This is a genomic window from [Clostridium] aerotolerans DSM 5434, assembly GCF_000687555.1.
GTDB classification, from domain to species: domain Bacteria; phylum Bacillota; class Clostridia; order Lachnospirales; family Lachnospiraceae; genus Lacrimispora; species Lacrimispora aerotolerans.
The window spans coordinates 86,174-104,973 of the sequence record NZ_JHWJ01000010.1; the positions used below are offsets into that span (position 1 = coordinate 86,174).

General features: G+C 43.1%; 17 protein-coding genes and 7 tRNA genes. 9 read left to right on the top strand and 15 right to left on the bottom strand.

From position 1 onward, the window contains the following. The first annotated feature begins 11 nt into the window (after positions 1 to 11). Positions 12 to 260, top strand: a complete 249-nt coding sequence (locus T546_RS0114120) for a DUF1871 family protein (RefSeq protein ID WP_026892176.1) — start codon at positions 12 to 14, stop codon at positions 258 to 260. A 462-nt stretch (positions 261 to 722) separates the two neighbouring features. Here T546_RS0114120 and T546_RS0114125 read toward each other — a convergent pair whose 3' ends face one another. After that, a complete protein-coding gene (locus T546_RS0114125) occupies positions 723 to 2,396 on the bottom strand; it encodes a hypothetical protein (protein WP_026892177.1) in 1,674 nt (557 codons plus the stop codon). Positions 2,397 to 3,083: 687 nt separating this feature from the next. On the opposite strand from T546_RS0114125, the gene T546_RS0114135 reads away from it, so the two are divergent. Beyond that, positions 3,084 to 4,757, top strand: coding sequence for a S8 family peptidase (locus T546_RS0114135; protein ID WP_026892178.1), 1,674 nt, complete (start codon positions 3,084 to 3,086; stop codon positions 4,755 to 4,757). 7 nt (positions 4,758 to 4,764) lie between these two features. Here T546_RS0114135 and T546_RS0114140 read toward each other — a convergent pair whose 3' ends face one another. The 8 genes from T546_RS0114140 to T546_RS0114175 form a co-directional block, all read right to left on the bottom strand. Beyond that, positions 4,765 to 4,947, bottom strand: coding sequence for a hypothetical protein (locus T546_RS0114140; RefSeq protein WP_026892179.1), 183 nt, complete (start codon positions 4,945 to 4,947; stop codon positions 4,765 to 4,767). Between the two features lie 212 nt (positions 4,948 to 5,159). Next, a tRNA-Leu gene (locus T546_RS0114145) sits at positions 5,160 to 5,239 on the bottom strand. 138 nt (positions 5,240 to 5,377) lie between these two features. Continuing rightward, positions 5,378 to 5,450 (bottom strand) — tRNA-Lys (locus T546_RS0114150). Positions 5,451 to 5,453: 3 nt separating this feature from the next. Continuing rightward, positions 5,454 to 5,525, bottom strand: a tRNA-Gln gene (locus T546_RS0114155). Positions 5,526 to 5,564: 39 nt separating this feature from the next. After that, positions 5,565 to 5,640, bottom strand: a tRNA-His gene (locus T546_RS0114160). Positions 5,641 to 5,671: 31 nt separating this feature from the next. Continuing rightward, positions 5,672 to 5,745, bottom strand: a tRNA-Arg gene (locus T546_RS0114165). 3 nt (positions 5,746 to 5,748) lie between these two features. After that, positions 5,749 to 5,819 (bottom strand) — tRNA-Gly (locus tag T546_RS0114170). Between the two features lie 42 nt (positions 5,820 to 5,861). Continuing rightward, positions 5,862 to 5,936 (bottom strand) — tRNA-Pro (locus T546_RS0114175). A gap of 442 nt (positions 5,937 to 6,378) precedes the next feature. Between T546_RS0114175 and T546_RS0114180 the strand changes: the two genes are divergently transcribed. Both T546_RS0114180 and T546_RS0114185 read left to right on the top strand, forming a co-directional pair. Then, positions 6,379 to 6,840, top strand: a complete 462-nt coding sequence (locus tag T546_RS0114180; RefSeq protein ID WP_156951344.1) for a methylated-DNA--[protein]-cysteine S-methyltransferase — start codon at positions 6,379 to 6,381, stop codon at positions 6,838 to 6,840. A gap of 127 nt (positions 6,841 to 6,967) precedes the next feature. Further along, the gene (locus tag T546_RS0114185; protein WP_026892181.1) at positions 6,968 to 7,687 is read left to right on the top strand and encodes a hypothetical protein; all 720 of its coding nucleotides are present in this window, start codon (positions 6,968 to 6,970) and stop codon (positions 7,685 to 7,687) included. 316 nt (positions 7,688 to 8,003) lie between these two features. On the opposite strand, the gene T546_RS0114190 is transcribed toward T546_RS0114185, so the two are convergent. From T546_RS0114190 to T546_RS0114200, 3 genes are read right to left on the bottom strand one after another with little or no spacing between them, the layout of a single operon-like run. Further along, positions 8,004 to 8,582, bottom strand: coding sequence for an ATP-binding cassette domain-containing protein (locus T546_RS0114190; RefSeq protein WP_026892182.1), 579 nt, complete (start codon positions 8,580 to 8,582; stop codon positions 8,004 to 8,006). 3 nt (positions 8,583 to 8,585) lie between these two features. Next, the gene (locus T546_RS0114195; protein ID WP_026892183.1) at positions 8,586 to 9,356 is read right to left on the bottom strand and encodes an ABC transporter permease; all 771 of its coding nucleotides are present in this window, start codon (positions 9,354 to 9,356) and stop codon (positions 8,586 to 8,588) included. 26 nt (positions 9,357 to 9,382) lie between these two features. Continuing rightward, complete coding sequence (locus T546_RS0114200; RefSeq protein WP_026892184.1) at positions 9,383 to 10,441, bottom strand: ABC transporter substrate-binding protein; 1,059 nt, start codon at positions 10,439 to 10,441, stop codon at positions 9,383 to 9,385. Positions 10,442 to 10,629: 188 nt separating this feature from the next. Between T546_RS0114200 and T546_RS0114205 the strand changes: the two genes are divergently transcribed. From T546_RS0114205 to T546_RS0114225, 5 genes are all read left to right on the top strand, one after another. Beyond that, on the top strand, positions 10,630 to 11,460 hold the full coding sequence (locus T546_RS0114205; protein ID WP_024835022.1) for a purine-nucleoside phosphorylase: 831 nt from the start codon (positions 10,630 to 10,632) through the stop codon (positions 11,458 to 11,460). 179 nt (positions 11,461 to 11,639) lie between these two features. Further along, positions 11,640 to 11,879, top strand: a complete 240-nt coding sequence (locus T546_RS0114210; protein WP_024835023.1) for a (2Fe-2S) ferredoxin domain-containing protein — start codon at positions 11,640 to 11,642, stop codon at positions 11,877 to 11,879. 2 nt (positions 11,880 to 11,881) lie between these two features. Further along, positions 11,882 to 13,615: a [Fe-Fe] hydrogenase large subunit C-terminal domain-containing protein gene (locus T546_RS0114215; protein ID WP_026892185.1), complete on the top strand. Its 1,734-nt coding sequence runs from the start codon at positions 11,882 to 11,884 to the stop codon at positions 13,613 to 13,615. Beyond that, on the top strand, positions 13,615 to 14,796 hold the full coding sequence (locus T546_RS0114220) for a SpoIIE family protein phosphatase (protein ID WP_026892186.1): 1,182 nt from the start codon (positions 13,615 to 13,617) through the stop codon (positions 14,794 to 14,796). The genes T546_RS0114215 and T546_RS0114220 overlap by 1 nt, the downstream gene beginning before the upstream one ends. 53 nt (positions 14,797 to 14,849) lie before the next feature. Then, on the top strand, positions 14,850 to 16,301 hold the full coding sequence (locus tag T546_RS0114225; protein ID WP_026892187.1) for a 4Fe-4S dicluster domain-containing protein: 1,452 nt from the start codon (positions 14,850 to 14,852) through the stop codon (positions 16,299 to 16,301). Positions 16,302 to 16,430: 129 nt separating this feature from the next. Here the strand turns inward: T546_RS0114225 and T546_RS0114230 are convergent, their stop codons facing one another. The 3 genes from T546_RS0114230 to T546_RS0114240 form a co-directional block, all read right to left on the bottom strand. Then, the gene (locus tag T546_RS0114230; protein WP_024835027.1) at positions 16,431 to 16,676 is read right to left on the bottom strand and encodes a spore coat protein; all 246 of its coding nucleotides are present in this window, start codon (positions 16,674 to 16,676) and stop codon (positions 16,431 to 16,433) included. A gap of 13 nt (positions 16,677 to 16,689) precedes the next feature. Continuing rightward, on the bottom strand, positions 16,690 to 16,863 hold the full coding sequence (locus T546_RS25570; RefSeq protein WP_166429822.1) for a hypothetical protein: 174 nt from the start codon (positions 16,861 to 16,863) through the stop codon (positions 16,690 to 16,692). Positions 16,864 to 17,045: 182 nt separating this feature from the next. Then, the gene (locus tag T546_RS0114240) at positions 17,046 to 18,791 is read right to left on the bottom strand and encodes an NADH-dependent [FeFe] hydrogenase, group A6 (protein ID WP_026892188.1); all 1,746 of its coding nucleotides are present in this window, start codon (positions 18,789 to 18,791) and stop codon (positions 17,046 to 17,048) included. Between the last annotated feature and the right edge of the window lie 9 nt (positions 18,792 to 18,800).

An 18,800-nucleotide genomic window follows, 5' to 3' on the forward strand; every position in this document is an offset into this window, starting at 1 on the left:
GAGGTGATGTAATGAAAGAGAAAGTGGCAAAAATTATAAATGATTGGGATCCAATAGATTTGTTTCCCTACTCTCCAAAGGATGAATATGAAATGGAAATTGATTTGATAAGTAAACTACTTGATGAATCAACAGATTTAGAGCATATAGCTAATTGCATTAGTACAGTATTTACTAGTAGATTTGGAGATGATGTTTTTACTAAAAAATACAATGAATGTTTCAATATAGCGAAAAAAATATTATATGATAGCGAATAATGACAATAATTTTTCGTACATTGGTACGTAAAAAGCAAAAAACTATAAAAAATATATATTTCGGCTCACTACCTATACGACACACTATCGCATATGCAGAATACCTATGTAAAATGCCGCATCCCGCATTATTGGCTGATGTCAGTCGAGAATACTTTCTCGGAAGCAGTTCATAAACATAGGCCACACAGTTTCGACTGCGTGGCCTTTCCTCTTAATAAAATAACTCTTATGATGAGAATGGTGGAGTAAAATGGGGTGTTTATAGACCAGATGGCGAAGACTAAATAAATTTTGTCATCATGTAAAAGTATTTGCAGATACACATAAAATCAACTCTGGACACTCCTCAATTTAACTAAGGGAATCAATGTAAGAATTAACCATTACATTCTCTTAGATGGCAAATTTACAATAAAAATCTCAGACAAAAAGTTTTTCTCCCCTTTTTTGAATGAAAGCTCAATAATCCGCCGGAACCGCCCTAAGCGATACGGTATGCTCAAAGCAAGTAAAATCCGTAAAATAAACAGTAAAGCACTCATTAGAACGATTCTGGCTTCCAAATTTCCCAGCCACATAATTATGCGCCCCAAACCCAGGACCAGCCGTAATGGCATATTTCCCCTTTGTAGCGGTCACAGTGCCATCCTTGGCCACCATACCTCCACCCTTAATCCCTTCTGCAATAAAATGCTCAGATTCCAGCCGGCATCCACCATCAAAGGCCAATTCAACTCTTAAAGGCGCCCGGTCTATTCCCTCAGTTTTTATCTTCACATCAATCCCATTTTCAACTTCTTCTATTACAATATCAAAAATCATATCCGGCCCATAAAGTTTATCCCGTTTCGTATGGTCCATTTTCCACCAATCCGTAGTATCCTGCGGTTCATCAAAGGGAAGATAATACCAGCCAGTCTTCGTCTCCTTTAACTGAAAGCCTCCCGTTTCAGAAACACTGGTAAGGCTCTGAGCGGTGAAATACCGATGCTCACAAAAGCCCGCCCCAATTTTCATACTCACGCTAAAGTCTCCGTGCTGGAAGAACAGAAAGGTAGGGCTACCATTTAATATAGAAGCAGAATAATCTCCCCTACGCAGACGTACGATGCCAGAATCCTTATAATATCGGCAATAGTCCGTTAAAAGCCCACAAGTCTCATATTCAAACTCTAACAGCCTTGGCATGAGCATGAAATGAATAAGAAAACCCTCCATGCTAATTTGCTTTTCTTCCGCAATACTCATAATAGAGCAGGCCGCCTTTAAAAAAGTCTCATTTTCAAATATAATCCCCATATACAGGTATTCCAAATAATATCCAGCGGGATAAACTTTCACCCCCCGATCCTGCCTTGTAGAATTGTTGGTAAAAATACTCTGATCCGGCTCAATGTATGTAAGCATCATATTGAGATTCCGCTTTACAGGCTCATAATAGGAATCATCCCCCGTTGCAAGAGCCAGCATAATCATAGCATTATTATTTACCAAATTATATCCCCCAGCAGAACGTTCTGCATATTCCCCATCCTCATTACAGTCGCAAAATTCCACCATAAATACTTCCGCGCCCTTTTGAAAGGATTCATCCCCAGTAATGGAATAAAGCATTTGAAGAACAGAAGCAATGGCCCATCGGTGGTTAGGAGTATGAAATCCACTTCCTATCATAGCTTTTCCGCCTTTTATTAATATGGCTTCCATAGTATCCTTTAAAGGAACCAGCATATCCTTTTGAACCGGACTTTCTATTTCATTATCTAACAGCCGCTTTACGTACAAATAGGCAGGCAAAAGCCCGTCCAGGCAGAATGCAGTATCGGCTCCCGAATAGAAGTTGCAGTTAATGAGGTCAAAAAATCCATTCCCTCTCTGACCTCTTTTTATGTAATCCAGGGCAGTGGTAATTCTGTCATAGATGTCCTTACTTCCATAATACCGGCTCTGGATGTTAAGGAAGCTTGCGGTCATATTTGTTACCTGGAAGATGGCATATTTAGGTTCTACCAGACCGTCATGGTCTCTGAACCCTCCATAGAATTCACTGGTGGGATCTGTGACCTGAAAATGGATAACTTGAGAGACCCAAAGGTCACAGTCCCATAGAATTTTTTCATAATGTTTTTTCATAAAAGCTCCATTCTCCGCACGCTGCGGCTTCATGATGTCCAATATGCCCATTGTATCATGGTAAAAAAACAGCAACAACTCGTATATTGCCAACCTGCTTTAAAAATCTCCTGATAATTGCGGTCCATCACATAGAGGAAGCCGGCAAAATTACTTTGCCGGCAGGTATGAAAAAAAGTCTATTTAAAAGGTCACGTGGGCCTGTTTTCAGATATTAATATAAGGAAAAAGTGTGTCTAATATTTGATAGAATTATGAAGAGTTTGTGAAACCATAATATTTAGAACTAATGAAATAGTTTGTAAAAAATAGACGAAAAAAATCATGATATGGGGAAGGGATGCAGAATTTGATATTTTTATGAAAAATGAGGGGAAATGTATGCTTTTGGAAAAAGACAATAAAAAATGGAGCACCGCAGGATTGGGGAAATACGGCACTCCTAAGAAGAGTTATATAAATTATAACGCAAGAAATCGTTTAAGTAAAGTAAAATAAGTAAATTTTTATCTTTTTAATAAAAAAATTTGTAAATAAAAGTTATTTACGCCTAAATAAAATGAATAGTGACGTTTGTACCATATTGCCATTATATTCAGCAGCTTTCCGTGAATTCTTCTGCTCATATCCGACGGTTCAACGCATAAACTGTATTATATCTTCCTTTAAAAGACAGGAGGCTGATGCATGGAAAAGATTCTGGACAATCGATTTTATGATTTTATTATCAATAATGCATTGATACCAACCTATAATTCAGGCGATAACATCACACCCATTAATGATACAACTTCCCTGGTTCATATTCCAAAGGACCAGATGGAGCCATGTGATCTGGGAAATAATTCTTATCATTTGTTTCCTGCTTTATTTACCTTAGAATCCATTGTAAGCTGTGACGAACCTGATATAAAAGCACTACAGGAAGATCAGGGTTCGTCTATGTTTGGAAGAGGGGTGATCGTTGGTGTGGTGGATACGGGGATTGATTACCGTCATCCCGCTTTTATGCACAATGATAATACCACCAGAATCATTTCTATCTGGGATCAGACAAAAGAAGGAAGCGTGCCGCCAAGGGGATTCACCTTTGGTGCAGAATACACCAAGGAACTGATTAACTTTGCTTTGATTTCAGATCAGCCATTATTAATGGTGCCAACCGTGGATACCTTAGGACATGGAACAGCTATTGCAAGCATCATGGCAGGTCGTCCGAATGTTGCCCAGAATTTTACAGGGGTTTCTCCGGAAGCGGATCTGGTCGTTGTCAAATTAAAGGAGGCTAAAGCGAATTTAAAAGAACTATTTTTTGTCCCTCAAAATACTATTTGTTATCAGGAATCAGATATCATGCTTGGAATCCGCTACCTGACAGGTGTAGCAAACCGGTTAAATCGTCCCATTGTCATTTGTCTGGCATTAGGCAGCAGCCAGGGCGGTCATGATGGGAGAGGGCCATTAAGTTCGTATCTGGACTATCTGGTACAGCTTCCCCGGACAGGAGTGATTGTATCGGCTGGCAATGAGGGAAATAGCCAGAGACATTATTATAACAGTACAGACATTGCTCCTTTCTATAATAGCTTTCAGCTTTCGGTGGGAAGAATTGACCAGGAATTTATGATGGAAATCTGGCCCTACATACCTTCCAGTCTATTTATAGAGATTACAACACCTACCTATGAAACCTCTCAGATCATGAACCCAACCGTAGAAGGATGTCAGAGAATTACATTTCAGACGGTAAGTGGAGAGATTTGGGTAAATAATATTTTATTTGAGGAAGAGACAGGAGATCAGCTTATACTGCTGAGATTTCGAGATATTCCATCTGGAACATGGTATTTCAGAGTTGGAAGTATGACTGGGGAGCCATTCTCATTTCATTGCTGGCTTCCGTCAGGCAATTTAATATCAAATGAGACCTTCTTCTTAGACTCTGATCCAAATACTACCATTACAGCAGCCGGTGATGCGGCGCATCCTTTGACGATCACAGCATATAATCAGCAAACTGGGGAGATTCTCCCGGAATCAGGAAGAGGGTATACAAGACTTGGTATGGTGAAACCAGATATTGCTGCACCTGGCTACCGGATTCCCTGTGCCATACCAGAAGGCCGGTATGGGACCATCACTGGAACTGGGGCAGCAGCAGCTCATACAACTGGAGTAGCTGCCACTATCATGGAGTGGGCCTACAGCAAGGGTAATTATACCGCTGTAACAGGGAATCAGGTTAACCGTCTGATCATTAGGGAAGCAGCACGTGACGAAAATCAGACGTATCCCAACAATATTTGGGGGTACGGAAAGCTGGATCCCAGTGAAATGTACAAACGGTTATTAAGCCAGTAACCGCTTTTTACTTCCTGTGTTCCAGCTCTTCCCGGATTCTGGGCTTGATCCCTCTTCGATTCATCTCCTTTAGAATGTTTTCGAATTCTCCGGGGGGAGCAGAGGGGGCTTTGATTTCCATGCTTGCGGCTTCTAGCTGGTCAAATTCATCGGCCCACTGTTTCTCGGTTTTCTTTGCTCGATGTTTCAAATTATCACCTCCCAGAAAATTATATAACGATTGTAAAGCCGCAATAAGGATTAAGCTATATGAAAATATTTCCATATTTTTACAACAATTAATATTTAATTTTTCTTTTCCTATATTATAATAGGAAGGGATTATCTAATCCAACCAATAAAAAAACACCGGAACCCCTTGTGTTTACAAGGAAATCCGGTGTTTTCACCGTTTACCTGACATGCGGGTAACAGGACTTGAACCTGCACGGTATCCCACCAGAACCTAAATCTGGCGCGTCTGCCAATTCCGCCATACCCGCTGACAACAATATAGATGATACCATTGGAAGTAGAAATTGTCAAGAAATATAAATTGTAATTAAAACAAACATGGTGAGAGAGGAGTTTAGGGAAAGAAAAAACGGATTCTGTCAATAGAATCCGTTTTTCTTTGTTCATGAGACACCGGGGATTCGAACCCCGGACAACTTGATTAAAAGTCAAGTGCTCTACCACCTGAGCTAGTATCCCATACTGGGCTAGTTGGATTTGAACCAACGAATGCAGGAGTCAAAGTCCTGTGCCTTACCGCTTGGCGATAGCCCAATTAAAACTCCTGATAAAAAAAAATTCCCTATAAGGGAAAGGTGAGTACAGGGATTCGAACCCTGGGCCTCCAGAGCCACAATCTGGCGCGATAACCAACTTCGCCATACCCACCATAATTCCACATCTTGGTTAGAAATGTGAAACGAGCCTGAAGGGATTCGAACCCCCGACCCACGGCTTAGAAGGCCGTTGCTCTATCCAACTGAGCTACAGACTCAAAAGCGGGTGATGGGAATCGAACCCACGTATCTAGCTTGGAAGGCTAGTGTTCTACCATTGAACTACACCCGCAAAAGTGTTTGAGAGAATATAACTTTTACAGTTTTATCTCAGTCGGGGTGACAGGATTCGAACCTGCGACTTCCTGGTCCCAAACCAGGCGCTCTAGCCAAGCTGAGCCACACCCCGAAGGTAATTCGCGTTTTTGTTTTTCGCTGTTCATCAGCAACGCAAGAGTTATTATATCTGATGGCAATACTTTTGTCAACAATAATTTAGAAAATAATTCAAATTATTTAAAAAGCTTGAATTTACGTGGTTTTTTGAGGATTTTATCCCAGAAAAGGGAGGAACCGGCAGAACCAATTTCTTGTTCCTGCCGGTTGAGTATGAAAAATAAAAAGTCAATATTAAAAGGTGGGGTCCTTTACATTTATTAGTATATCTAGAAATTGTGACGGAAGTTTGACCTGCGCATAAACATTTCATAAAGATTCGAAAGGAATTATAAGAAATGTTTAAAAACAAATGGATGAATTGCGTGATACGGGAATTTCAGTAGTATTTTAAGGCACCTGTGATATAATGAAAGCAGAGAATAAATGGACAAAAGAGAGAGGAGATGTTTCTTATGATATATTGGGATACCATGGAAAGCAGAGTAGGAACTCTTACTATAGTATGCGATGAAAAAGCAATTACCGGTCTGGAATTTTTGATTCAGGAGCCTATCGGTGGGGTGAGGAAAAGGACTCCTTTGATGGAACAGGCAGTGCTACAGATCGAAGAATATATGGATGGGAAGAGAAGGTCATTTGATCTGCCTCTTAAGCCGGAGGGCACGGAATTCCAAAAGAAGGTCTGGAATGCCCTGTTAGACATTCCTTATGGGGAAACCAGAAGCTACAAGGATATTGCGGTGTCCATTGACAATCCCAAGGCATGCCGGGCAGTAGGAATGGCCAATAATCGCAATCCTATTGCAATCATCATTCCATGTCACAGAGTCATTGGCGCAAACGGCAGTTTGGTTGGCTACGGAGGCGGACTTCCTATTAAGATAGAACTTCTAAACTTAGAGACTGGTAAATAAGTTAGTAAAATTATTAAGAATTTTTGGGGTTTCTTTCAGTTCCTTTAATCCCCTATACTTTTCTTTTTTTCCATGTTATAATTCAGAGCGTCACCGGAAATAAGACTGATTATAAGGAGTGATTAATATGAGAAGAAAAAATTTGTTGGCAGTGATTGCCCTGGCCATGACAGTGATGATAACAGCTACCGCCTGTGGATCTAAGAATGATACAAAGCAGCAGGAATCTTCCAAAGAAGCTTCCGCTACGGTAGCATCTTCTGAAACGAAGGCAGGAGAGACAAAAGAAGGAGAAACCAGTGGATCTGAAGCAGCAAGCGACGATACACAGGAAGGCGAGACCGAGGAGACCACAGCTTATGTGCAGGTAACCTCTGCAGATGCAGGAAGCATTAATTCCGGCGTATTTACCTCAGTATCTGGAAAATATCAGATTACACCTCCGGCTAACTGGAGTGTAGATGAAGATGGAGATGAGAGCGTAGCCTCATTTACTTCACCCAATGGAAATGATATTCTGGAAGTTACTTATGTAGAAGGTGACGATGCAGACGGTGCAAGAGAGGTTTATCCTGCAACCATGGAAGAGTATAAGAAGCTGGTTGACCGTGGAGACGATATGGAATTTGTTCGCTATAACGTAGAAAATGGAGCCAACGGAAGCCAGAAATTCGATTATGCAGTCCGCTATAAGAATGCACAGGATGGAGTTCGCTATTTTGCTATCAGCGGTTCTTATGATGCAGCAGCAAAGAAGTATATCAGTGCAGCGGGAACCATTGAGTCTGATGACAAGGCAGTAATCGATCAGGTGGAAGCAGCAATTAAGACCTTAAAGCTCAAATAATACGTGTTTTATAAGACAGTTTTGCAAGTAAATAAAATAATTTTATAGTACTAAATCAAGTACCCCTATACAGGTCCATATAAATAAAGTCCTGTATAGGGGTATTTTGTGTTTTTCCCATTAGTAATGTATTTCTTATTAGTTTTGTTTTTCCTATAAGTTAGGTGTATTCTTAATATTATTTATAACGATTTCCGTTACAAATAAATTGAGCTGCTGATGATTCTTATTTTCATATAATAATTATAAATATCATAAGTACCAGACGGACGGAAAGAACAACCACACATTTCATTGGAACTATGGGCTTTAATTGTTATAAATGAATTAAAGTTCCATCAAAAAGGGCCGTATCTTCTGATTGATGGGTGCTTATAATTACCAGCTTATCTCTGGTACAAGTCTTGATATAGCTAATCACCTTTTCTTTTGTCCCGTAGTCAAGTCCGGTAAATGGCTCATCCATTAGGATAACATCAGAAGGAACAAATAAGGCCCTTCCAATGGCGACCCGCCGCTTCATGCCGCCGCTTAAGTTGGATACAGGCCGCAGAAGAGCTTCTTCCGGCAGAAGATTTAGAAGTACTTCTTTTGCTTTTTTTCTAAGCTCTCTGGAGTAGCCAGGAACCGTCATGGTCAGGTTTTCCACGGGCGTAAATTCCTCACAGAGACGATCTTCCTGAAACACAGCAGACATTTTTATCCCATCAGGAATATGAACAAAGCCGGAATCCGCCTTTAAAAGCCCTAAAAGAATCTTTAAAAATGAGGTCTTTCCAGAGCCCGATGGACCCATAAGACAGTAAACATTGCCGGAATAAAGGGATAAGTTTACATCAAAAAGAACGGAACGGCCATCAAAGGATAAACATAAATCTCTTATGTTCAATTCCATGTTTTAGACCCCCTTCCTTCTATTCCTGGCAACGCCAGGAGCTGCCAGGGATAAGAGCCATAGAAACAGGGCTTCAAAGGCAGCGCTGATTACGAGAATCACCAGTGTCCAGGCAAATAAGTCAGCGGTGCTTAGATAGATCTTTGCCATATAAAGCTTTTCCCCAATGGAATGGTCCGGAACCCCGATGACCTCAGCGGCAATACCTGATTTAAAGCTCATTCCAAGCGCTACCCGGCAGCCGCTGATCAGATGGGGAAGAAGAGCGGGGCGGTATATGTAAAATAGCTTCTTAACAGGCGGCATCTGAAACACTCTTGCCATTTCCAGAAGCTTTTTATCCGCACTGCGAAAGCCAGCCATAGTATGGAGATAAATCATAGGAAATACCACCAAAAAGGCAATAAACAGGGACAGGTTCTTTGATCCGATCCAGATCAGCGCCAGTATAATAAAGGACGCCACGGGTACAGATTTTAAAAATGACATGGGAGGCTCTAAAAAGTCTTCCAGAAGGGGAAAACGAAAGGCAGCGCCTCCGACTAAAATGCCAGCTATAAAAGAGAGCAAGAAACCAAGGCTGATTTTTCCAAAGGAAAAGGCTATGGTCTTCCAGAACTCCATGGTAAGAATCTGTGACAGCAGCGACTGAAGAACCTCCAAAGGGCCTACTAAAATAATATTGTTATGAAGGGCAGAGCTCGCCGCCTGCCACAGGAAGATCCAAAAGAGGATCATTAATGCACGTTTAAGCCGGAAGGCATATGATTTCATTGGATCTCCTTTCTTTTTTGCTTTATTTATGGCATGTAATAGAAGGCATCATCAGGAAGAGATCCGCCCACAGATGACGGCTCCATAGCAAAAAGTACCTTTAGGTAGCCGTTTAAAAGGGTCTTCATTTCTTTGCCGTCAATATAAGTAATGCTGCAATAAGGAATGGCTTTCTCTGCAATGGGTGCTTTTTCAATAATTCCGTCAGAAACCACCAGTGCAGCAGCTTCACTTACATTAGAGTTGACAAATTCCGAAGACTTTTTATGTTCTGCCATAAAGGTATCCACCGCTTCTTTGTGATCCTTTAATACCTCATTTCTGCAAATGGTGACACCTGTGACCAGGCTGCCGCCCTCGGATCCTGATTTTGCATCCCATTCTTTCGTCAGATCAAGGACCATACTAAGCTTGTCATTTTGGACCATGGCAGCAGTTGCAAAGGGCTGGGGAAGAATACCGACAGCGTCTGGCTTCTCTTTTAAAATAGAAGCCACTTCGGTTGCCTCTGATTTATACTCCAGAGTCACGTCCTCTGTGGTCAGTCCGTTGGCCTTTAATAGATGCTGTAATACATAATCCGGGGTGGTTCCTTTCCCTGTAAGATATATGGTTTTTCCTTTTAAATCGGCTGTGGTCTTAACAGAAGCATCTCCTGAGACTCCATAGAGAACTCCTAAGGTATTGATATCAAGGACCGTGATTTCATGGTTTGTTTTCGTATAAAGAATGGAAGCCATATTAGCGGGTACCAAGGCGATATCCAGCTCCTTGCTTACGATCTTCCCAAGGAGTTCGTCGGCTGCGGTTACCATAGTAAACTCATAGCTTCCCTCAGCGGTTCCCTTTGAAGACTGATCCTTAAGCTCCACCAGTCCCATAGAGGTAGGGCCTTTTAAGGAGCCGATTTTTAAGGTGTAGTTCTCATTTTTCGAAGGATCTGTTTCGGATTCATTGACTTCCTGAGATAATGATGCAGTCGTGTCCTGGGGCTTTGTTTCCGGCTCCGCTTTTTTTGTGGAGCAGCCGGTTAATGCGGTAAAAGCCACTGTAAGTGCCATGAGTATTGGTATTATTTTTTTCATAAAAGTCCTTCCTTTTGCACACAATAATTTTCATAAAAATCCTTCCATAATCTGATATATGGACAGGTTCAGTATATCATTTTTACGTCTCATTTGTCAAAAATTAGGTGAGTTATATCAGTTTTTGTGATATACTAAGAATACCTGTATTTTTGAGTCAGCAGGAATGTGAAGGGAGATAAAATCCAATGAATCAAGTATATGAAAAACTTCAGAATTGTTTGAAAAGTGTTAGGGAAAAAACGGATTTTGTTCCGGAAGTCGCCCTGATCCTGGGTTCCGGTCTTGGAGAGTATGCAGAGGAGATAGAAGTAGCAGCAACCATAGATTATAAGGATATTGAAGGCTTTCCGGTTTCAACGGTAGCAGGACATAAGGGAAGATTTATTTTTGGTTATGTAAACAAGGTTCCAGTGGTAATCATGCAGGGACGAGTTCATTTTTATGAGGGATACCCAATGACAGATGTGGTGCTCCCAACAAGGCTGATGGGATTATTAGGTGCAAAGACCTTGTTTCTGACCAATGCCTGCGGTGGCATTAATAAGGAGTTCCATGCCGGCGATTTCATGTTGATTAAGGATCACATTGCAACCTCCGTTCCTTCCCCGTTACTGGGAGAGAATATTGATGAACTGGGTCCAAGATTCCCGGATATGAGCGATGTTTACCGCAGAGAGCTTCGCGGCCTTATTAAGGAAGCGGCGAAGGAAGAAGGCATTGAGCTTCAGGAAGGTATTTATTTCCAGTTATCCGGTCCGGCTTATGAGTCTCCGGCTGAAGTGCAGATGTGCCGTATTCTGGGAGCAGACGCCGTAGGCATGAGCACTGCCTGTGAGGCGCTTGCAGCCAACCATATGGGCATGAAGGTGTGCGGTATCTCCTGTATCACCAATATGGCCTGCGGAATCACAGACCAGCCCTTAAGCCACGCAGAGGTCCAGGAAACAGCAGACCGTGTGGCACCGTTATTTAAAAAATTAATTACAGCTTCTATTACTAAGATTGCGGGAAAGTAGGATAGAGGATAAGAGATGAAGGGACCGGAGGAGACTTTGGGTCCCTTTTTTTGTCCTTTCAGGTGTATTTCAAAAAATACAGCTAATCGGTAAAAATTTATTGATAACCCCCCAGTGATATGCGATAATATTTTAATAGGGGTAGTAAAAACAAGGGGAAAACAGGAGGGGAAATACTCATGAGAGTGACGATCTGTATCGGCAGCGCGTGCCATTTAAAAGGGTCCAGGGAAATCGTAGCACAGCTTCAAGCCATGGTAAAGGAGCGCCATCTGGAGGAACAGGTGGACTTAAACGGTTCTTTTTGCAGTGGGAATTGTGTAAGCGGTGTATGCGTGACCGTAGATGGGCAGTTGTATTCCTTAAAGCCGGAAGACACCAGGGAGTTTTTTGACAGGGAAATTATAGGGAGGCTTTAATCATGGGAATCATTGATTTCAAAGCTACCAAATGCAAGCATTGCTATAAATGTATCCGTAACTGTGAAGTCAAGGCAGTCATGATTCGTAATGAGCGGGCAGAGATCATGCCGGATCAATGCATCTTATGCGGGAAATGTATGCAGGTGTGTCCTCAGTCTGCCAAGACCCTGATCAGTGATTTAGAGCTGGTCAAAGATTACATAAGACAGGGAAAAAGAACCGTTATCTCCCTTGCTCCATCTTATATGGGACTTTTAAAATATAACTCCATCGGTCAGGTAAACGGAGCACTTAAGAAACTGGGGTTTTCAGATGTCAGAGAGACAGCGGAAGGGGCTGCCCTGGTAACGGCAGAATATACCCGCCTGTTAGAGGAAGGGAAGATGGATACCATCATCACCACCTGCTGTCCTGGTGTCAATGATTTGATTGAGATTTATTATCCTCAGCTCATCGGACATCTGGCACCTGTGGTATCACCGATGATCGCCCATGGAAAGCTGTTAAAAAGGGAGATGGGCTATGACACAAAGGTGGTGTTTCTCGGCCCCTGCATTGCCAAAAAGAAAGAGGCAGAGGACCCCCGTCATGCTGGATATATTGATGCGGTCTTAAACTTTGTTGATTTGAAAAGATGGCTTTTGGAGGAAGGGATTTCTGTGGAAGAGTGTGAGGACATTCCATTTACCAATGAAAATCCAAGAGTCAATCGCCTTTATCCTGTTACCAACGGAATCATAAGTTCAGTGGTGGCAACAGAAAAAGAGCAGGATCATTACAGAAAGCTTTATGTCCATGGAATCAAAAGCTGTATTGATCTTTGCGAAAGCATCAAAGAAGGTTCTATGAACGGCTGCTTTATTGAGATGAATATATGCTCCGGGGGCTGTATCAATGGCCCTATGGTAGAAGATGAAAAGATTTCACGGTTTAAAGTGAAGCTGGATATGGAAGAAAGCATTGAGAAGGAGCCGGTTCCCTGGGAGGAGATCAGTCCCAAGATAGACCGGATATCGTTTCAGAAACATTTTATGGACCGGGCGCCGGAAGAGGCTATGCCGACGGAAGCCCAGATCAAAGAAATATTTAAGATGACAGGAAAACTAAAACCGGAGGATGAGCTAAACTGCGGAGCCTGCGGTTATTCCACATGCCGTGAAAAGGCCATAGCTGTATTTCAGAAAAAGGCAGAGCTTAATATGTGCATTCCTTTTATGAATGAAAAGGCAGAATCCCTTTCCAATCTTGTTTTGGAGACATCACCCAACATCGTACTGATCGTGGATAAGGATATGAAGATCCTTGAGTTCTCTAAGGTGGGAGAAAGGTACTTTGGAATAAGCAGACAGGAAGCTTTGGAGATGTATTTATACGAATTCATCGATCCCTCTGATTTCCAATGGGTGTACCAGTCCCATCAAAAGATTCACGGAAAAAAGGTAAGCTATGGCGAATACGGTTTTTCTACCATGCAAAACATTGTTTATGTTGAAAAAGAGGATGTGGTCTTAGCCACATTTATTGATATCACAAGAGAAGAAGAGCAGGCAAAGCAGGAGTATGAAATGAAGCTGGAAACCATTGATCTGGCTCAGAAGGTCATCCATAAGCAGATGATGGTGGCCCAGGAAATTGCCGGACTGCTGGGGGAAACCACAGCAGAGACAAAAACCACACTGACAAAGCTTTGCAGATCCCTATTGGACGAAGGAAGCGAAAGCGAGGTTAAGTAATGGGTATTACAGTAGATGCGGCATACAAAAGCTTAAACAAGTTCAACGAAGTCCTGTGCGGGGATAAGGTAGAGCTGCTGCAAACAGATGATTCCAACATTATGATCCTGGCTGATGGCATGGGAAGCGGAGTTAAGGCAAACATACTGGCCACCATGACCTCCAAGATACTTGGTACCATGTTTTTAAACGGTGCCACCTTAGAGGAATGCGTGGAGACCATTGTAGAGACCCTTCCGGTCTGCCAGGTTCGGCAGGTGGCTTACTCCACCTTCAGCATTCTCCAGGTCTTAAACAGCGGAGAAGCCTATCTGGTGGAGTTTGATAACCCCAGCTGTATATTTATCCGGGATGGAAGCCTTGTGCCCATACCGCAAAATACCAGGATCATAAGAAATAAAAAGATCAATGAGTACCGGTTTCGGGTGAAAAAGGGAGATGCTCTCATTCTTTTAAGCGACGGAACCATTCATGCAGGAGTGGGGCAGCTTCTTAATTTCGGTTGGCTATGGGATGATGTGGCTTCCTATGCGGTGAAGCAGTACCGTAAGACCATTTCAGCCATGCGCCTTGCTTCTGCACTTACAAGAGCCTGTGATGAGCTTTATCAGTACCGGCCCGGCGATGATACCACGGTTGCAGTGATGCGGATCATCGACAGGAAGCCGGTACATTTAATGACCGGGCCTCCCAAAAGCAAAGAGGATGACGTTTCCATGGTACATGCATTTTTATCAGGAGATGAGACCACAAAGCGGATCATCTGCGGGGGAACCAGCGCAAACATTGTATCAAGAGAGCTGGGAAAAAAGCTTTCCGTCTCGTTGCATTACTATGATCCTGACATTCCGCCCATTGCAACCCTTGAGGGGGTGGAGCTTGTCACGGAAGGCGTACTTACCTTAAACCGGGTGTTAAAGCTTTTAAAACAGTATGCAAAGAATCAGTCCGTAACAGAGGAATTCTTTCAGGAGCTGGATAAGCTGAATGGGGGTTCCCAGGTGGCAAAGATGCTCATTGAGGACTGTACAGAGCTTAACCTGTTTGTGGGAAAGGCCATTAACAGTGCCTATCAGAATCCAGGCCTGCCTTTTGATCTTGGCATACGCCAGAATCTTGTGGATCAGTTAAAGCATGCGTTAGAAGACATGGGAAAAAAGGTTACAATCACGTATTATTAGTTCACAAAGGATGTTCACACGACCGCTTCGGTGGAAGTTACAGGAGGAAAATTATGGCAACAAGTGACGCTACATTACATCGTATTACACACCAGGTACTGCTTGAAGTTGCAAAATATGTCTGGGAGGATAAGATAGAAGAAAGCAGAAATGAGATTCCATATCACATCATTCCAGGTCCAAAAGCCCAGTTTCGGTGCTGCATTTACAGGGAACGGGAAATTATCAGAGAAAGAGTACGGCTTGCAGAAGGCTTATGCCCCAGCGGAAAGGATACCACAAATATCGTACAGGTCATCAATTCTGCCTGTGAAGGCTGCCCCATTGCCCGTTATGTGGTAACGGACAACTGCCAGCTCTGTATGGGAAAAGCATGTCAGGCTTCCTGCAATTTCGGGGCCATCACCATGGGACACGACCGCGCCCATATTGATCCGGATAAGTGCAAGGAATGCGGAAAATGCTCCCAGGCCTGCCCTTACAATGCCATCGCGGATCTGACACGCCCTTGCAAAAAGAGCTGCCCGGTAGATGCCATTACTATGGATGAAAACGACATTGTTGTTATAGATGAGAAAAAATGCATCCAGTGCGGAGCATGCGTCAATGGCTGTCCTTTTGGTGCCATTGGAACAAAGACCTTCCTCGCTGATGTAATCCGGCTGATCAAGGCAGGAAAGAAAGTAGTGGCTATGGTAGCCCCGGCTACAGAAGGCCAGTACGGCCCTGATATCACCATGGCAAGCTGGAAGACTGCCCTTAAAAAGGCGGGCTTTGCTGATATGGTTGAGGTTGCCTTAGGCGGTGACTTAACAGCAGCAGCGGAAGCCGCAGAATGGGCAGAAGCTTATGAAGAAGGCAAAAAGATGACAACCTCCTGTTGTCCGGCATTTGTAAATATGATCAGGCAGCACTATCCCATGCTCCTTGAAAATATGTCAACTACCGTATCTCCTATGTGTGCGGTATCCAGAATGCTCAAAGAAAAGGATCCTGAAACAGTGACCGTATTTATCGGGCCTTGTATAGCAAAGAAGAGTGAAAGCCTTGACTTAAATGTAAAAGACAATGCAGATTATGTCCTGACTCTTGGAGAGGCGGTAGCTCTTATGCAGGCAAAGGGCGTAGAGCTTGAACCGGAAGAGAATACGTATCAGCAGGCTTCTGTTTTTGGCAAGCGTTTTGGTAACGGCGGCGGTGTAACAGCGGCAGTGCTGGAATGTTTAAAAGAGACAGAGAAAAATACGGATATCCAGGTAATGAAGTGCAATGGTGCGGCAGAATGTAAAAAAGCATTGATGCTGTTAAAGGTAGGAAAGCTTCCGGCCGATTTTGTGGAAGGTATGGTATGTACCGGCGGCTGTGTTGGCGGTCCTGCAAGATATAAGAATGAGAATGAGGCGAAAAAAGCCAGAGATCTTCTCATCGGTCAGGCTGATGCCAGAGAAGTACATGAGAACCTAGCAAGCCAGGGGCTTGAAACGGTTCCAATGCACAGACATTAATAAGAATAGCGATCACGAAAAAGTGCGTCTTGATTTTTGCCTTTACAGGCTTATCAAGACGCACGTTTCATTTTTTAAAAGACTATTTTTGCAGTCTTTTACGTATTGGCAAACGGATTGTTCCCTAGGTTACATTCCTGCAAACTGATTTTTAACCTTGGTTACTTTCTGCTGCTCTGCCTGTTCTGTTGTATACCATCCCTTTGCAGACATTTTCTTGTAAATGCTGTCCTGAATGCACAAGCTGTCATTTAATGCAGTATCAAATGCCTGGTGTACATTCTGAGTAGGGGATTCAATGGTTCCGTGCATATACAGATCACACACGCCCTTGGCGGTGTTCAGCAGGTTCTCCATAATAGTCCTGTCATCCATCTTCGGTTCCTCCTTACACTAAGTTATAGAAATTGTCAAAAATCTGCTGGTGCTTTTGCATAATTTCCTGTGCGCAGGCTTTTAATTCTGGATCCTGCAAATTCTGAGCTGCTTCCTGACACTGTGTCTTTAAAAATTTTTCGTGTCCAAGAGCATCTTCAATATAAATTAATTCCTTTGGGCTCATTTTTATCACCTCCAATCTTAGTATGGAGGTTTTCTCTTAAACCATTCATTTTTTATAAATTTTCCCAAAAAGGAAAAAAAGAAACGAATAAAATAAAAAAAGTCCTGATCTGCCTTGTTACCAGGCAGATCAGGACTTTTATGATAGGAAGCTTGTGCTCTCCTATATTATGATTCTTGCAATTAGATTTGATTGATTTTTCTTTTTACATAAGTCGTATGAAGGAGATGATGTGCCCTTTCGCTTCCTGGTTCTCCTAAATACGTGCTGTAAAGCTCTTTGATTGCAGGGTTTTCATGAGATTTACGAATCTTATTGCTTGCATCGGAATCATATAATACCTTTGCACGCAGGCCCCGGATATCGGTGGTATTGCGGATATAGCCTGGCTGCTGTGGCTGGCCGCCGCCTCCGATACAACCGCCCGGACAACCCATGATCTCGATGAAGTGGTAGTCCGCTTCCCCGGATTTCACCCGGTTTAATAAATCTCTAGCATTGATTAAGCCGGAAGCAACCGCTACATTGACTTTTAAATCACCTACTTCATAGGAGGCTTCCTTGATGCCCTCCATACCACGGACATCGTTAAACTCAAGTTTCGCGAGCTCTTCTCCGGTAAGTTTTTCTACCGCAGTACGAAGAGCGGCTTCCATAACGCCGCCGGTGGTTCCAAAGATCACTCCGGCGCCGGAACCAAGTCCCAGAGGGGTGTCAAAGGATTCATCTGGAAGGGTCTCAAAGCGAAGCCCAGCCTGTTTGATCATACGAGCCAGCTCTCTGGTGGTGATGGTGTAATCCACATCAGGAGAACCATTGGCATCCTGATCGTCTCTTCCGATTTCAAACTTTTTGGCGGTACATGGCATAACGCTTATGGATACAATATCCTCTGGCTTTAAGCCCATCTTATCTGCATAGTAGGATTTGGCAATGGCGCCAAACATCTGCTGAGGAGATTTACAGGAGGATAAATTCTCTGTCATATCAGGGAAATAGTGCTCGCAGTATTTGATCCAGCCTGGTGAACAGGAGGTGATCATAGGCAGAACACCGCCGTGCTGTACACGTTCAATGAATTCGTGTGCTTCCTCCATAATGGTAAGATCCGCACTGAAGTTGGTATCGAATACCTTATCAAAGCCAAGTCTTCTTAGGACTGAAACCATCTTTCCTTCTACATTGGTTCCGATTGGGAAGTTAAATTCCTCACCAAGGGCAGCACGTACGGCTGGAGCCGTCTGAACGATGACATGTTTCTCTGGATCTGCAATGGCAGCTGCAACTTCCTGAATGCTGCTCTTTTCATAAAGTGCGCCGGTGGGGCAGACAGAAATACACTGTCCGCAGGAAACACAGCTGGTGTCTCCAAGTCCCATCTCAAAGGGAGATCCGATAAATGTGGCAAAACCTCTGCTGTTAGGACCGATGACCCCGATTCCCTGTACCTTTTCACAGATGGAAGAGCAGCGGCGGCATAAAATACACTTGCTGTTGTCACGTACCATGTGGGCGGCGCTTTCATCTGGAGTGGATGGTGTCTTATCTCCGTCAAAGTAGTTCTCAGAGTCAACGCCGAGTTCCTTACAGAGCGTCTGAAGCTCACAGTCTCCGCTTCTTACACAGGATAAGCAGGAGCGGTCGTGATTGGATAAGATGAGCTGCAGAGTTTTCTTTCTGTAGTCACGGATCTTAGGAGTATTAGTCCATACCTCCATCCCTGCATTGATGGGGTATACACAGGATGCTGCAAGCTTTCCGCCGCCGATTTCTACGGTACAGATACGGCATGCAGCAATTTCATTGATTTCTTTTAAAAAGCATAAAGTTGGTATCTCAATATGAGCAAGCCTGGCAGCCTCAAGAATCGTGGAGCCTGCAGGAGCGCTTACGTCCAAGCCGTTGATTTTAATTGTAATATTCTCCATGATGCGGTC